The organism is Hyphomicrobiales bacterium (assembly GCA_016710435.1).
Taxonomy (GTDB): Bacteria; Pseudomonadota; Alphaproteobacteria; order Rhizobiales; family Aestuariivirgaceae; genus Aestuariivirga.
Genome location: JADJVV010000001.1, coordinates 147910 through 162961 on the forward strand (window position 1 = coordinate 147910; position 15052 = coordinate 162961).

The 15052-nt window shown below is 62.2% G+C and carries 15 protein-coding genes; 8 read left to right on the top strand and 7 right to left on the bottom strand.

What is annotated here, in order from left to right:
- The first annotated feature begins 35 nt into the window (after positions 1–35).
- Positions 36–2405, top strand: coding sequence for a UvrD-helicase domain-containing protein (locus tag IPM06_00710; protein ID MBK8768932.1), 2370 nt, complete (start codon positions 36–38; stop codon positions 2403–2405).
- Positions 2406–2418: 13 nt separating this feature from the next.
- Here IPM06_00710 and IPM06_00715 read toward each other — a convergent pair whose 3' ends face one another.
- Positions 2419–3225 carry a LysR family transcriptional regulator gene (locus IPM06_00715; GenBank protein MBK8768933.1) on the bottom strand — a complete coding sequence of 269 codons (807 nt, stop codon included), beginning with the start codon at positions 3223–3225 and terminating at the stop codon, positions 2419–2421.
- A 435-nt stretch (positions 3226–3660) separates the two neighbouring features.
- Between IPM06_00715 and IPM06_00720 the strand changes: the two genes are divergently transcribed.
- Both IPM06_00720 and IPM06_00725 read left to right on the top strand, forming a co-directional pair.
- Positions 3661–3969 carry a hypothetical protein gene (locus tag IPM06_00720; protein MBK8768934.1) on the top strand — a complete coding sequence of 103 codons (309 nt, stop codon included), beginning with the start codon at positions 3661–3663 and terminating at the stop codon, positions 3967–3969.
- 207 nt (positions 3970–4176) lie between these two features.
- Positions 4177–5490: a hypothetical protein gene (locus IPM06_00725; protein MBK8768935.1), complete on the top strand. Its 1314-nt coding sequence runs from the start codon at positions 4177–4179 to the stop codon at positions 5488–5490.
- Between the two features lie 123 nt (positions 5491–5613).
- Here the strand turns inward: IPM06_00725 and IPM06_00730 are convergent, their stop codons facing one another.
- The 4 genes from IPM06_00730 to IPM06_00745 all read right to left on the bottom strand — a co-directional run bounded on the left by IPM06_00730 (position 5614) and on the right by IPM06_00745 (position 8428).
- Positions 5614–5847 (bottom strand): hypothetical protein, encoded by a 234-nt coding sequence (locus IPM06_00730; protein MBK8768936.1) that lies wholly within the window; start codon positions 5845–5847, stop codon positions 5614–5616.
- A gap of 112 nt (positions 5848–5959) precedes the next feature.
- A complete protein-coding gene (locus tag IPM06_00735; GenBank protein MBK8768937.1) occupies positions 5960–6382 on the bottom strand; it encodes a nuclear transport factor 2 family protein in 423 nt (140 codons plus the stop codon).
- Between the two features lie 68 nt (positions 6383–6450).
- Positions 6451–6942: a peptide-methionine (R)-S-oxide reductase MsrB gene (msrB, locus tag IPM06_00740; protein MBK8768938.1), complete on the bottom strand. Its 492-nt coding sequence runs from the start codon at positions 6940–6942 to the stop codon at positions 6451–6453.
- An 85-nt stretch (positions 6943–7027) separates the two neighbouring features.
- Positions 7028–8428: an MFS transporter gene (locus IPM06_00745; GenBank protein ID MBK8768939.1), complete on the bottom strand. Its 1401-nt coding sequence runs from the start codon at positions 8426–8428 to the stop codon at positions 7028–7030.
- A 158-nt stretch (positions 8429–8586) separates the two neighbouring features.
- On the opposite strand from IPM06_00745, the gene IPM06_00750 reads away from it, so the two are divergent.
- From IPM06_00750 to IPM06_00770, 5 genes are all read left to right on the top strand, one after another.
- Positions 8587–10470, top strand: coding sequence for an ABC transporter ATP-binding protein (locus IPM06_00750; protein ID MBK8768940.1), 1884 nt, complete (start codon positions 8587–8589; stop codon positions 10468–10470).
- A 182-nt stretch (positions 10471–10652) separates the two neighbouring features.
- The gene (locus IPM06_00755) at positions 10653–12365 is read left to right on the top strand and encodes an autotransporter outer membrane beta-barrel domain-containing protein (GenBank protein ID MBK8768941.1); all 1713 of its coding nucleotides are present in this window, start codon (positions 10653–10655) and stop codon (positions 12363–12365) included.
- Between the two features lie 137 nt (positions 12366–12502).
- Entirely contained in the window at positions 12503–13162 is a 660-nt protein-coding gene (locus IPM06_00760) for an OmpA family protein (protein ID MBK8768942.1), read from the top strand.
- A 47-nt stretch (positions 13163–13209) separates the two neighbouring features.
- Entirely contained in the window at positions 13210–13962 is a 753-nt protein-coding gene (locus tag IPM06_00765; protein ID MBK8768943.1) for a 50S ribosomal protein L11 methyltransferase, read from the top strand.
- Entirely contained in the window at positions 13902–14156 is a 255-nt protein-coding gene (locus IPM06_00770) for a 50S ribosomal protein L11 methyltransferase (protein MBK8768944.1), read from the top strand. The genes IPM06_00765 and IPM06_00770 overlap by 61 nt, the downstream gene beginning before the upstream one ends.
- Before the next feature lie 15 nt (positions 14157–14171).
- Here IPM06_00770 and IPM06_00775 read toward each other — a convergent pair whose 3' ends face one another.
- Together IPM06_00775 and IPM06_00780 are read right to left on the bottom strand one after the other, a co-directional pair.
- Positions 14172–14300 carry a DUF1127 domain-containing protein gene (locus IPM06_00775; GenBank protein ID MBK8768945.1) on the bottom strand — a complete coding sequence of 43 codons (129 nt, stop codon included), beginning with the start codon at positions 14298–14300 and terminating at the stop codon, positions 14172–14174.
- Between the two features lie 484 nt (positions 14301–14784).
- Positions 14785–14994 (bottom strand): cold-shock protein, encoded by a 210-nt coding sequence (locus IPM06_00780; GenBank protein MBK8768946.1) that lies wholly within the window; start codon positions 14992–14994, stop codon positions 14785–14787.
- Positions 14995–15052: the final 58 nt, after the last annotated feature.

Genomic DNA, 15052 nt, shown 5'->3' on the forward strand with positions numbered 1-15052 from the left:
CTATATAGGCCGGACAAGGAATCATTGCCCGGCCCATGTCCAACTCACGAAATCCGCTCGACCTCGACAACTTCAACGAGGACGACCTCGCCGCACCGGCGACGCCCACGGGCGTCGTGCCGGGCGGCATTGCCGCGCGCGCGATGGCGGGGGCCGAGCCTCCCTATCTCAAGGGCCTGAACCCCGAACAGCGCGACGCGGTGCTCTCGATCGACGGCCCGCTCCTCGTGCTTGCGGGTGCCGGCACCGGCAAGACCCGCGTGCTGACCACGCGGCTCGCCCATATCCTCAGTACACGGAAGGCCTTCCCCAACCAGATCCTCGCCGTCACCTTCACCAACAAGGCGGCGCGCGAGATGAAGGAACGGATTGGCATGCTGATCGGCGGCATGGTCGAAGGCATGACGTGGCTCGGCACCTTCCATTCCATCGGCGTGAAGATCCTCCGCAATCACTACGAACTCGCAGGCCTCCGCAGCGGCTTCACCATCCTTGATGACGACGACCAGGTGCGCCTCCTGAAGCAGCTCCTGCAGGCCGAGAACATCGACGAGAAGCGCTGGCCCGCGCGCCAGCTCGCCGCCCTGATCGACGGCTGGAAGAACCGGGGCCTGACGCCCGACCGCGTGCCCGCCGGTGAAGCCCACGCCTTCGCCAATGGCCTCGGCGGCAAGCTCTACGCCGATTACCAGCAGCGCCTGAAGACCGTGAATGCCTGTGACTTCGGCGACCTGCTTCTGGAAGTCCTGCGCCTGTTCCAGAACCATCCGGACGTGCTGAAGACCTACCAGCAGCGCTTCCGCTACATGCTGGTGGACGAGTACCAGGACACCAACATCGCGCAATACCTCTGGCTGCGCCTCTTGGCGGGCGGCCACCACAACATCTGCTGCGTCGGCGACGACGACCAGTCGATCTATGGCTGGCGCGGCGCGGAGGTGGACAACATCCTGCGCTTCGAGAAGGATTTCCCCGGCGCCAAGGTGATCCGCCTGGAACAGAACTACCGCTCGACGCCGGACATCCTCGGTGCTGCCTCAGGCCTCATCGCCAAGAACGAAGCGCGCCTCGGCAAGACCTTGCGCACAAGCCGCGATGAAAGCGAACCCATCATCGTGCGCGGCCACTGGGATGGCGACGAGGAAGCCCGCGCCATCGGCGACGACATCGAAACGCTGCAGCGCAAGGGCGAACGCCTGAACGACATGGCGATCCTCGTCCGCGCCTCCTTCCAGATGCGCGCCTTCGAAGACCGCTTCCTGACGCTGGGAATCCCCTACCGCGTGGTAGGCGGACCGCGCTTCTACGAACGCGCCGAAATCCGGGACGCCATGGCCTATCTCAAGATCGTGGCATCGCCGGACAATGATCTGGCCTTCGAACGCATCATCAACACACCCAAACGCGGCATCGGCGATTCATCAGTAAAGAAAATGTACGACGTGGCACGCTCGCAGGGCCTGTCCCTTTTCCGCGCTGCCGAACAGATGGCGCTGACCGACGACCTGCCGGCCAAGGCCCGCACGGCGCTGCGGCTTCTGCTGGAGAGTTTCATTCGCTGGCGCAAGCACATCGACGTGCTGCCTCACACCGAACTGGCCGAGATCGTGCTCGACGAAAGCGGCTACACCGAGATGTGGCAGAACGACAAGAGCCCGGAAGCCCAGGGACGCCTTGAAAACCTCAAGGAACTGGTGCGCTCCATGGGTGAGTTCGAAAACCTCACCGGCTTCCTCGAGCACGTCTCGCTGGTCATGGACCGTGACGCGGGCGATGCCGAGGACCGTGTGAACATCATGACCCTGCACTCCGCCAAGGGCCTGGAGTTCGGCACCGTGTTCCTGCCCGGCTGGGAGGAAGGCCTTTTTCCGCACCAGCGTTCGCTCGATGAAAAGGGCCGCGCCGGACTGGAGGAGGAACGCCGGCTCGCCTATGTCGGCATCACCCGCGCCAAGCGCCGCGCCACCATCTCCTTCGCCCAGAACCGCCGCGTGCACGCGCTCTGGCAATCGGCCATCCCCTCGCGTTTCATTGACGAACTGCCCGCCAACCACGTGGAGGTCGTCGCCATGACCACCAGCTATGGCGGCTATGGCATCGGCAACTACGGCCAGAGCCGCTTCGACAGCGCCAACACTTTCCGCAGCGGCAACACTTACCAGACGCCCGGCTGGCAGCGCGCCCAGAACACGTATGCCAAGGGCGCCGGCCTCAAGACCTCACCCAAATTCATCGAAGGCGAAACCGTCGTCACCGGCGAAGTCCACTACGCCAGCGGCGACCGCGTCTTCCACCAGAAATTCGGCTACGGCACCGTGACCATGGTGGAAGGCAACAAGCTGACGGTCGATTTCGAAAAGGCCGGCGAAAAGCGCGTGATCGACAGCTTTGTGGAACGCAGTTGAGGCGGGTGCGGCATCAGCCGTTGATGGCAACGCCATGACCGTTCAGCTTCCCGCAGAATTCCTCGAAGAATGCGGAAGCCATGGACCTGCCATAGCCGGTCTGGATCCCTTGCAGTCCAAAGCGGACGCCGAAGGGTTCGCCCACGCGCGGGCAGTTTGCGAAGCCGGCAAAATGGGTGCTGTGGTCGGCAAAGCCCTTGGGCAGCAATGTGGCGCTCAGCCCGAGGGTAAGATTGAGGGCCCGTGACGTGAGGTCTTCCGAGCGGCCGACTTCACCGAACGGCAGATTGTTCCGTTGCAGGAAATCGATTGCCGCATCCCGCGTCGGGCAATCGCCACCGGGCAGCATCACAGGCAGCTTTTCGTGGTTGTCGCCATGGAATGCGCCGGGCTGAGGCCTCAGCATCTGGAACTGGCACTCGAACTGGTAGTCAAATTCCGTCTCGCGCGGGCGCAAGGGCCGCAGCACGAAATTGAAGGCGTTCTGGCCGCAATGATGGGCGAGGTCGCGAAACCCCATGGCCTCGCAATGGAAGCGGTCTGCCGTCCAGGCCGCGAGTGCGGGATCGACGGTGATCAGCGCCGAAATCGAATAGGGCAGTGCCAGCGTCTGCTTTCTCGAGCCATCCTGCAGAATGCGGTCCATATGGGCGCTAAGCACCGAAATCCGCTCCATCAGGTTGGCAACATCTTCACGTTCCACGAAAAGTGTGTTGCCCACCCGGCTGAGAACCTTCAATCCGGTCAATACTTCGAACTTGTTGACTTGCTGGGTGACAGCGGATTGGGACACGCCCAGCACAAGAGCGGCCTCGGTCATGCTGCGCGTGCGGACAGCCTCAGAGACCGCTCTGATCATCCCCAACGTCAGCCCAGCACCACCTGTTGACTTGGTCGACCGTCCCATTGCAACCCCGATGAGATTTAGTCTCTTTAATCAATATGGGATAGCAAAATGCTAATCTGCAAATAAATCAAGCACAGATAAGCCAAGATATAATATTTCCCTGAACTAATGTCACTTCAGTAGGGAAAATCTCACCGTCGCGGTGCGATTGCCGAACCTCGGATACGGACGTTTCCGGTAATTTGCAGTTTAGGTCCGATTGGAGCGATGGAATGGCGTCGCTTTCAGGGAGGTGGGTACCAACTTGTCTGGGGACGACACCCAAACTTTGGAGCCCGCGATCCCCTGCAAAAGTTTCCGGGCATTGAGTGTTAGCGCGGGCAACAGAAATGTTGCCTGCGCTTTTTTGTGATCGTCGTTCCTCATCTCAACCAGCAAGCGCTTGGACTGTCCCGCCTGAGGCGGGCCAAGACATACAGCGGAGAACGGGATTGGAGTGACGGCCAATTTCCAGGTTTCCGTCATGGCCCGCTTCAGGCGGGCCACCCAATGATCCGATTCGGAAACCTTCTCATCCCGCAAACCAATATCCGCACCGCTGTGAAGGCGGATATTCTTTTACTTCCCATTCATTTTGTGTGGCCATTGCGCAACACCGGTTTCATTTTCAAACAGGTGCGGCATGGCGTGGCCCAGACTCCTCAGCCGAGCAATTGAAAATTTCCCCGCCTTTACAGCAGCTAACGTGTCCGGTCCGGCGCCCACGCCGCCTGCGGAATTGCTTCCGCTTATTTGTCGATAAGCAAACACGCGTGGGAACCACACTCACGAACTGGCTGTCAGTTCGATGGATGAGTGCACGCATTTTCCTGCAGGGGATTGGGGGCACGCATTTTGAACCTAAACAGATTTGGGAGAAACCAAATGAAAGTTATCAAGCTCGCTCTTCTCGGTACGGCTGCTCTCGCGGCTGTTTCGGTGAGCGCCCGCGCCGACAACCTCTCGGACCTCAAGGCACAGATTGAAGCCCTCCAGGCTGACGTCGCCGCCCTCCAGGCCGCCCCGTCGGTTCCCGCCGGCTATTCGCTCCTCACGATGTCGGAAGCTCCGACCATCGTCGTTCCGGGCCTTATGATCAAGGACAAGAACGCCGTTTCACCGACCGCCACGACCATCGGCGTGCTGCCGACGGCTGACGTTCCGGCCTCCACGATCATCCAGTGGTCAGGCAGCGTCCGCGCCGCCATCGCCTACACGGACCATGACTTCGACGTCGGTGCTCCCGGCGGCCTCGTCGACTACAACGAGCTGCACCTGAAGGCACGCGGCCGTCTGTCCGTGACGGGCACGACCGACACGGCTGTCGGCGAAGTGGGCGCCAGCGTTTCGTTCGCTGGCGACTTCAACAACAAGATGGCGGGCGGTACCGGCTTCACGTCGAACTCAGCGTCGGTCTTCATGGACTACGCCTGGGGTTGGTGGAAGATGACGCCGGAACTGACGTTCGCCGGCGGCTACAACAGCTCGCTCGCCACGATCGGCTACGGAATGGCCAAGGTCACCGACACCTACATCAACGACGGCGACGTCGAAGTGCAGGGCGGCGACATGACGCAGTTGCAGCTGTCGTACAACTCGGGTCCGGTTGGCGTTGCCATCGCTCTCGAGCACACGGATGAAGGCGGCAATACGCCGGTTGGCGTCTCGGGTGGTCCGCTCGGCGTTGCCGCCGAAGTGACCTACTCGGGTGACATGTTCAATGCTGAAATCGCTGGCTTCGTGCGTGATGCTGACCCGGCTATTAGCCCGGTTGTCGCCGCGTCCAAGGTGACGCAGTCGCAGATCGGCCTCGGCCTCGGCGCCAAGCTCTCGGACATGTTCGACATCTCGGTGGCCGGCAGCATCGGCAACAACATCTGGTTCTCGGACAACGTGGGCTGGACCTACATTGGCGATGGCTGGGAATTGAGCGGTGCCGTCGTGGCCTCGCTGTCCGACTCGATCAGCGCCGAACTGGGTGCAGGCATCTCGTCGTATGACGCTGACTGGAATGGCACCACCAACGCCGCGTCGACAGACGAAGTCGACACCACGGCGATTGCCGGTGGCATCTATTGGTCGCCGGTGTCCCAGCTCAAGATCGGTGCACAGGCCAGCTGGGTCGAAATCGACTCGAGCGTCCTGACCCGCGACGAAACCGAGATGCACGCTGCCTTCGTGACCTGGTGGAACTTCTAATCCATCACGGATTGATGTACGGCCCGCTTCGGCGGGCCGTATTTTTTTGCGCTCGTGTGACGACAATGTTTCCGGTCATAGGGTCTGGCCTGCCGGGGCCTGAACACCGCAGGCCGGAATAGTTCACCCCAGCCGCGCCTGCACCTTCTCCCATTCCGCAGCAATCGTTGCAGCGGGCGTCCAGTCCGGACCGACCCTCCGGTACCAGTAATCCCGGTTGCCGAGGTCGCCTTCGATCCAGTGGCAGAGTGCGTGCACAAGGTCATGGGCGAATTCACCCTCGTCTTGCTGGCAGATCATGTGGGCCTTCTGCCATTCCGGCCCCATGCAAAACCCGCCCTGCTTCAGCCACCACAGGGCTTGTTGCGGCGGTGTGCTTCCGGCGGGTGGGGACTGGGGTGCGCGACTGTTCATGGCGTGAGTCTGCCACGCTCCGGGCGGGACGCAAGAGCGGGCGTGTCCGGCACCGCTACTCCGCTGCCACGCGGCGCGCCGGCTCCGCCTGCTGCGTGCGGGCGAAGGGATCGCCCATCACTGCCTCGGTGTGATGCACGTTGAGCCAGCGCCCGTCGTGCTTCACCCAGACAGACGAATCCGCCGCGTTGAGAGTCATGCGCTTTCCACCAACCGTCACGTCTTCCCGCACCGTGTAGCCGATCACTGCCACCTCCGGGCTGGGGAAGATCACATGGATGTTGTCGAGCGCAAAACCATGGATGGTGAAATCGGAGTGCGCCGCCATGCGGGCATAGCCGCTGCGCGTCAGCACGTTCACGCCCTGCGCTCCCGTGAGAATGCTGTGGCCGTCCATCATGGACATGGACGTGGCCGTATCCTTCTCGACGATCGCCTGCCAAAAGGCATGCTCAAGCGTGATGATCTCTTGTTCCATGAAGCGCTGCTCCTCCTGATCGGGGTACAACGCCCATGGGTGCACAACTGTTCCGTGGCTGGCGCAACTCAAGCGGCAGCGGGAGCGAAGGCCAGTGCCACGCCGTTCATGCAATAGCGGAGGCCGGTGGGCTGCGGGCCATCATCGAACACATGGCCCAGGTGCCCGCCGCAGCGGCGGCAATGCACTTCGGTGCGCGTGGTGAACAGCGTGTTGTCGTCCTTCTTGCCCACGGCGCTGGGCAGCACGTCGAAGAAGCTCGGCCAGCCCGTGCCGGAATCGAATTTGGTCTCGGAGGCATAAAGCGGCAGGGCACAGCCCGCGCAGTTGAACGTGCCCTTGCGATGTTCGTCGAGAAGCGCGGATGTCCACGGCCGCTCTGTGTCCTCCTCGCGCATCACGGCGAAGGCGGCGGGTGAAAGGATCTTCTTCCACTCCTCCGGCGTCTTGGTGATTTCGAAACTGCCTTCCTCGGCGCGGGAATTGCGGCGCGCGGCCCCGAGCGCAACAAGTGACAGGCCCGACAAGGCGGCGAAGGTAAAAGCGGTGCGGCGGTTCATGGTTCTGGTCTCCCGTATGCAACAGATACGCCCTTGCGGACCGGAAGTGCACTCACACCTGTTCAAGCTGCCGTGAAGGCGGGGGTTATCTCTCGCGGCCCGAGATGCTGGCCCCGGCATCCGTATCGAGCTTCATGAAGGTGATGACGGAGAATCCGGAAATCAGCGCAACCACCACGATCACGAAGGAGAAGTCCGACGCCTCCAGGCTGTTGCGCCCATACCACCACATGCGCGCATCCAGCAGGAACGCCGCCGCCGCCACGCCGAGCGCCAGGAAAAGCTGCTGCAGCACCGTGTAAAGCGTATTCGCTTTCGCCATCTCGGCGTGCTCCACATCCGCATAGGCCAGCGTGTTGAGCGACGAGAACTGCAGCGAGCGCATGAAACCGCCCGCCAGGATCACGCCAAACATCATCCAGTACGGCGTCTGCGGCGTGAACAGTGCTTGCAGTGCAAACATCACGCAACACAGGATGCCGTTGACGATGAGCAGGCTGCGGTAGCCGAAGTGGCGGACGAGGCGTGCCACCGTGAACTTCATCGACACCGCCCCCAGCGCCGATGCGAAGGTGATCATGCCGCTGGCAAAGGCGGAAAAGCCGAAGCCCAGTTGCAGCATCAGCGGCACGATGAAGGGCATGGCCCCCACGGCAATGCGGAACAGGTTTCCGCCGCTCACAGAATGGCGGTAGCTCGGGATGCGGAACAGCCGGAGATCGAGGATCGGATCGGGCACGCGCGCCGCGTGGAGGCCATAAGCCACCAGCAGCAAGCCGCCCACAAGCATCATCACCACCACTTGCGTGTCGGTGTAGAGACCCCGCCCCGCCACCGTCAGCCCGAACACCGCGAGCGTCAAGCCGCCGCCCGACAGCAGGAAGCCCCGCACATCGAGCGGCGGCGGCGTCTCCATCTTCAGGTTGGGCATCAGCCAACTCGCCAGCCCGAAGGCAATGACGCCAAACGGCAGGTTCATCCAGAAGATCCACCGCCAGTCATAAACTGTTGTAATATAACCACCAATGGGCGGTCCGATCACCGGCCCGACGAGCGCCGGAATGGTCAGCCAGGCAATCGCATCCAGCAGTTCCGATTTCTGCACCGAGCGCAACAGGATGATGCGCCCCACAGGCACCATGAGTGCCCCTCCCACGCCTTGCAGCCCCCGCGCCGCCACCAGCCAGTGCAGGTTTTCGGCAAAGCCGCAGGCCGCCGAACCCGCCGTGAAGATCACGATCGCCGTGCGGAACACGGTCTTGGCGCCGTAGCGGTCGGCAAGCCAGCCGCTCACGGGCAGCACCACGGTGAGGCCGAGCAGATACGTGGTGAAGGCGAGTTTCAGCGCCACCGGGCTCACGCCCAGGTCGCCCGCAATGGCCGGCAGCGAGGTGGCGATGATGGTGGAATCCATCTGCTCCATGAACAGCGCCGAAGCGATGACCAGCGGCAGGATTCGCGCATTGAAGGACGCCGTGGAAGACATGGACGCTCCTGTAACACGCCAGTCACATTCCCGCGAATGCCGCCCGCCCGCATTGCTGTCATGCGCCGCCTCGGCTAGAAAGGAGGGCTGCACCGGCCCAACTGGTGCAGCACCGGTCGGGTTGCGCCGGTGCCCTCGCTCCCCACACAGAGATACGAATGTTCAACTGGCTGTTCACATGGCTGGAGAGCCGCGTGCCCTCCTTCCCCACCGATCTTCCCGACAAGCCCACGCCCAGCGTGTGGGGCTTCATCCGCTATTACTCGCGGCCCTTCCTGCCGCTGATCGTGGCCGGGCTCACCTTGTCCGTGGTGATTGCCGTGATCGAAGTCCGGCTCTTCGCCTTTGTGGGCAGCCTCGTGGACACGCTCACCGGCGCCGACCGTGCCACCTTCTGGGCCGACAACAAGGGCGCCCTGCTGTTTTATGGCGCCCTCGCCCTTCTGATCCAACCCCTGCTCTCGGCATTGACCGACGCCATCGAGAACCAGGGCCTGCGCGGCAACTACGCCATGCGCATCCGCTGGATGGCGCACCGCTACATGCTGCGCCAGTCCATGGAGTTCTTCCACAACGAGTTCGCCGGCCGCGTCGCCACCAAGGTGATGCAGGCGGCACTTGGCGTGCGCGACGTCGTGATGAAGCTCACACAGGTCATTTCCTATGTGGTCGTCTATCTCATCACGGCGATCACCTCGTTCTCCATTTACGATCCGCGCCTCGGCATTCCCCTGCTCGTCTGGCTGGTCCTCTATGCCATCACCATGCGCTATTTCGTGCCGCGCCTCGGCAAATTGTCGGAGAAGCAGGCAGACATGCGCTCGGTCGTCACCGGCCGCATCGTCGATACCTATACCAACATGCCCACGGTCAAACTCTTCGCCCACGCCTCCCGCGAAGACGACTACGCACGCGAAGGCATGAGCTGGATGCTGCAGAGCGTCTACGCTTCCATGCGCGCCTCGACGATGATGAACCTGGTGCTGAACCTCATCAACGGCCTGCTGCTCACCTCAACGGCGGCACTGGCCACCTGGCTGTGGTACACCAACGCCATCACCGTGGGCGCCATCGCCTTCTCCGTCGGCCTCATCTATCGCATGCTCGGCATGGCCCACTGGATGCTGTGGGAAATCGCCGGATTGTTCGAGGATTTCGGCGTGGTGAAAGACGGCGTGGACGTGGTGGCGCGCGAACATGCGGTGAAGGACAAGCCCGGCGCAAAGCCGCTCGCCGTCACGCATGGCAAGATCACCATCAGTGATCTCCATTTCAATTATGGCAAGCCCGTCAGCGATGAGCGCGAAGTCATCTCCGGTCTCACCCTCACCATCAAGCCCGGCGAAAAGGTGGGGCTTGTGGGCCGCTCCGGTGCGGGCAAGTCAACGATCGCCAACCTGCTGCTGCGTTTCTACGACGTGGGTGCAGGCCACATCGACATCGACGGCCAGAACATCGCTGACGTCACGCAGGAAAGCCTGCGCGCGGCGATCGGCGTCGTCACACAGGATACCTCACTGCTGCACCGTTCGGTGCGCGACAACATCCGCTATGGCCGTCCCGATTCATCGCAGGCGGAGATCGAAGCCGCCGCCGACAAGGCCCACGCCTCCGAGTTCATCGCCAACCTCACCGATCCCAATGGCCGCAAGGGTTATGACGCCCATGTGGGTGAGCGTGGCGTGAAACTCTCCGGCGGCCAGCGCCAGCGCGTCGCCATCGCCCGCGTGTTGCTGAAAAACGCGCCCATCCTCATCCTCGACGAGGCCACCTCGGCGCTGGATTCGGAAGTGGAAGCCGCGATCCAGGAAAACCTCAACGCGCTGATGGAAGGCAAGACCGTCATCGCCGTCGCCCACCGCCTCTCCACCATCGCCGCCATGGACCGCCTCGTGGTCATGGACAAGGGCCGCATCGTGGAAGAAGGCACCCACGCCGAACTGCTGAAAAGGAAAAAAGGCATCTACGCGAGCCTCTGGGCGAGGCAAAGCGGCGGCTTTCTCATCCCGGAAGACATCAAGGCGGCGGAAGCGGCGGAGTGAGGACGCGCGTCTTCGGAGTCTGCGCCTCTCGCAAATCGGGAAAACTTCTCAGGAATGCAACTCTGAATTTGCCCTCTTCTTGGAGGTTGCTACGCCTTTCATTCAACCTGCATTGACGGGCGCAACGCGGGCGAGGTACGCCTGTCAGTGATATTGCAAGGCCAGAGGTAGCGGAGCTTGGGATGACACGTTTTTCGCGCATGTCGATCGGTCTGGCCGGGACCCTGATTTTCGGGTTCGTGATGACAAGCGGAGGCGCCATCGCCCAACCCGTCGGTCCGACAGTGACAATTGAACAAGGCAGCGGCCAGCCAGATCCGACAACAACACCTTCGATTGTCTTCGATGTCACATTCAGCGAGTCCGTGACCGAATTCACGACGGGAGATGTTGTTCTGTCGGGAAGCGCAGGCGCGACGACAGCCCAGGTTTCCGGCTCAAACGCAAGCTACACCGTAACAGTCACCGGCATGACCGGGCCCGGTGACGTGGTCGCAACCATTCCCGCAGGTGTCGCAAAGTCTGCGTTGAATGATTTGAGTTTGGCATCCACAAGCACGGACAACACGGTAATATTTTCAGCAACTCCGTTGTCCGTCACCATCAACCAGGCCGGCAGTCAGCCTGACCCCACCACCACGCCGTCCGTGGACTTCACGGTCCTCTTCAGCGAACCTGTAACCGGTTTTACGGAATCCGATCTGACGCTTTCGGGGTCGGCGGGCGCGACAACTGCCGCAGTTGCAGGTTCCGGCGACACCTACACGGTGACAGTGACGGGCATGACAGGCCCGGGCGATGTCATCGCCGTCGTCACTGCCGGAGTTGCGCAGGCCTCCAGCAGCGGCATCCTGAACGGGGCCTCCACGAGCACAGACAATACAGTGACGTATTTGTCTTCTGGCCCCGTCACAGACGAGAGCCAGCAGTTGAGTGACGTGCAGGAGGCTGCCACCGGTGTCGCCGCACAATTGGCGACGGACCTCATCACCGACAGCGTTTCCGAGGAGATCGCATCGGCCATTTCCGGCCAGATTCAAGTCGTGTCGGCCTCTGATGGCAAAGTGGGATTTGTCTATGCCCCCGGCATGGGCAAGGGAACGGTCATCACTCCAACGGCCGACATCACATCAGGTGAGTCAGGCCTGGCCACATGGCGCATCTGGAGCAGCCTGCGTTACAGCGAATTCGACTCCAATGCTTTGGACGGAGAGCAGATCAACGCAATGATCGGTGCGTCCGTGCTCCTTGATCGCGGCCTCATTGCAGGTCTGGCCGCCGGTTACGAGAATCAGGACTACGAAGATTCTGTGAGCGCCACTCTCAAGGGCGAAGGCATCAATGTCGGTGCATATTTGGGCGGCGCATTGGGCAACGGTCTCCGCTTTGACGCGCAGGCCCATGCCTCATTCCTTGACTACGACATTGCGGCAGGTGCCGTGACCGGCGCAACGGAGGGCACTCGCCTGATCGTAGGCGGGGGGCTTGCGCATGCACTTGATGCCGGACCTCTGACAATTGAACCCACAGCACGCTTTTCTGGCACTTGGGAGTGGCAGGATGGCTATACGGATTCCGCCGCCGTGGCCCATGCCGCGCGGGACTTCAACTTCGGTCGCGTATCGGCAGGGGCGAAGATCATGCATCGCTTCGACATCGACGGCGGCGCGAGTATATCACCCTTCATCACCGGGTTCGGCGACTATCGATTCTCGAGCGGTGACGCCACGATTGAGTCGCTGGTGGACGGGATGTCTGCGCGTGTTGGACTCGGTTTCGATGTCCGGGGATCCAGCGGAGTGACGGCCAGCGCCTTGGGAGAACTTTCCGGCCTTGGCCTCGACCACGGCGCGACTGCGAAGTCACTCAAGGCTCAACTCGCAATTCCGTTCTGAACATGACTGCCCGGTTGACGGGACGATGGGACGGCTGAGGGAAGTGACCCTCCCCGCCACGCAATAACCACCCGTTAACCTAAATGCCGCCACATGCCCCCAACATTCAGCCACCCATGCGAAGGGGGTTCCGACTCATGAAATTTGCCATTGTTTCCGCCACCGCTGCGGCGTTGCTGCTCTCGGCCTGCACCACCAATCCCTACACGGGCGAGCAGCAGGTCTCGAAGGGCCTGCTGGGTGCCGGAACGGGTGCCGCCGTGGGTGCTGCGGCAGGCGCACTGCTCGGCCACACGACTTCCCTGAAGACGCGCAAGGCCGCCCTCGTGGGTGCTGGGCTCGGTGCGCTGGCGGGCGGCGGCATCGGAATGTACATGGACAACCAGGAAGCCAAGCTGCGCCAGCGCCTCGCCAACTCCGGCGTCTCGGTGACGCGCGTGGGCGACTCGATCGTCCTCAACATGCCGTCCAATATCACCTTCGACAGCGACCAGTCCGACGTGAAGCCCGCCTTCTATGACACGCTCAATTCCGTGGCGATCGTTTTCCAGGAGTATAACCAGACGCTGATCGACGTCGTCGGCCACACGGACTCCGATGGCTCGGCCGACTACAACGACGATCTCTCGCGCCGCCGCGCCTCGTCGGTCGCTCGTTACCTCACCGCCCAGCAACTCGATCCCAACCGCTTCTCCGTGGAAGGCCGTGGCGAGGAAGAACCGATTGCCACCAACGCTTCCGCCGAAGGCAAGGCCCGCAACCGCCGCGTCGAGATCACCATCCAGCCGCTGACGTAAGTCACGCACACCCTTGCCCGCAACGCCATGTCCCGCCATAGCGGGGCATGACTGAAGCCCGTTTCATCCTCACCTTCCCGTCCGCCTCGCTGGATGAAGCCCAGGCGCTCGCCGATGCGATCGACGGCCACATTGCCATTGATGCCCTCGCCGTCACCGTCAACGAGACGGACGAAGCGAAAGCCCTGTGGTGTGCGGCGGCCTATTTCCCCGATGAAGCCAGTGCCAGCGCCGCCCGCGATGTGATGAGTGCGGGGGGCGACATCACGCCTGTGCCGGACGTCGACTGGGTGCGCAAATCATTGGAGGGACTGGCGCCCGTCACGGCGGGACGGTTCTTCCTGCACGGCTCCCACGACCGCGCCCGCCGCCGCGCCGGCGGACAATCCTTCGAGATCGACGCAGGCACGGCCTTCGGCACGGGCCACCACGGCACCACGGCGGGCTGCCTCCTGGCGCTCGACGGTATCCTGAAACATCAGACGCCCCGCCGCATGTTTGACCTGGGCTGCGGCACGGGCGTGCTGGCCATCGCCGCCGCGCGCGCCACACGGCAAGCGGTGCTCGCGACCGACATTGATCCCGAGGCCGTGCGCGTCACCATCGCCAACGCAAAGCTCAATGCGCTCGGTCCCCTGACGCGCGCCCGCACCGCCGCGGGGCTGCACCACCCGGTAATCCGCCAATCGGCACCCTATGATCTGGTCTTCGCCAACATCCTCGCCCGCCCCTCGCCGCGCTGGCGCAGGGCCTGTCCACCCTGCTGGCGCCGGGCGGAAACCTCATCCTGTCGGGACTGACGCGGGATCAGCTGCGCTGGATCAAGGCCTGCTACACCGCGCGGGGTCTCGTCCACGCCCGCACCATCGTGATGGGCAACTGGGTGGCCCTGGTGATGCGGCGGCCGGGCACAAAAGCAAAACGCCCGGGTTTCGGAAAACCCGGACGTCTGCAAATCACATCCCGTGCCCCCGGCTGGGAGCTGGATGCCTAGCTTGGATAAAGGGGCTTAGTGGCCCCAAACCTGGCGGGCGATGTCAGCGCGCTTCAGGCCGATGTCGGCCAGCAGGCGGTCATCGAGCTGGCGGAGCTGACGCTCGGCGCGGGTGCGGGCGAAATAGGCCTTCACCGTGTTCATGAGACCCGGAGCAGCGCCCAAGCCCTGGTTGCGGATCGTTTCACGGCCCATCGAAATCGTTGTCATTGTCTTCTCTCCTGATTGCGGCGGCAGCGGCAACATTTCCGCGCCTGCCCAAATTCTTTGTGCGCTGCACAATTGCAGTGCACATCTATGCGTTGGACCCCCCGTCAACCAGAGTTGCTTTCAGCAGTTCGATATGCGTTCAACGCATATCTCTGTTCACTCTCGGTTAACCTTCACGGCCAGCGACGAAAACTCAAATAGCCTTGAAATATGGCAGTTTTTCTACAGTCTTCGAAAGGGATGGCATGCCGCGATCTCACCAGCGTATGTCGCATTTTCACGAAATGGCGGATTTGGGACATCGAAATGCGGCGAATCCGCATAACGGATTGGAAGGACTTGCGGCAAAAATGTTGCGGCGCAAAATGAAAATGCCCGGCAAAGCCGGGCATTCCGAATGAATGTATCGCTCGCGCCGTTAGGAGACGACGAGGTTTCCTGCCGACGTGCGCCCCGTCCGCTTGTCGGTAATCATTTCAAAGGTGATCTTCTGGCCGTCCTTCAAACCCTTGAGACCCGCACGCTCTACGGCGGAGATGTGGACGAAGACGTCCTTGCCGCCGTCGTCTGGCTGAATGAAGCCAAAGCCTTTCTGGGTGTTGAACCATTTCACTGTGCCGGTGGCCATTAGTTAAAGTCCTTCAGTTGCGTTGCAGTTGGCTTGATTGGAAGTTTCGACGCCTCAC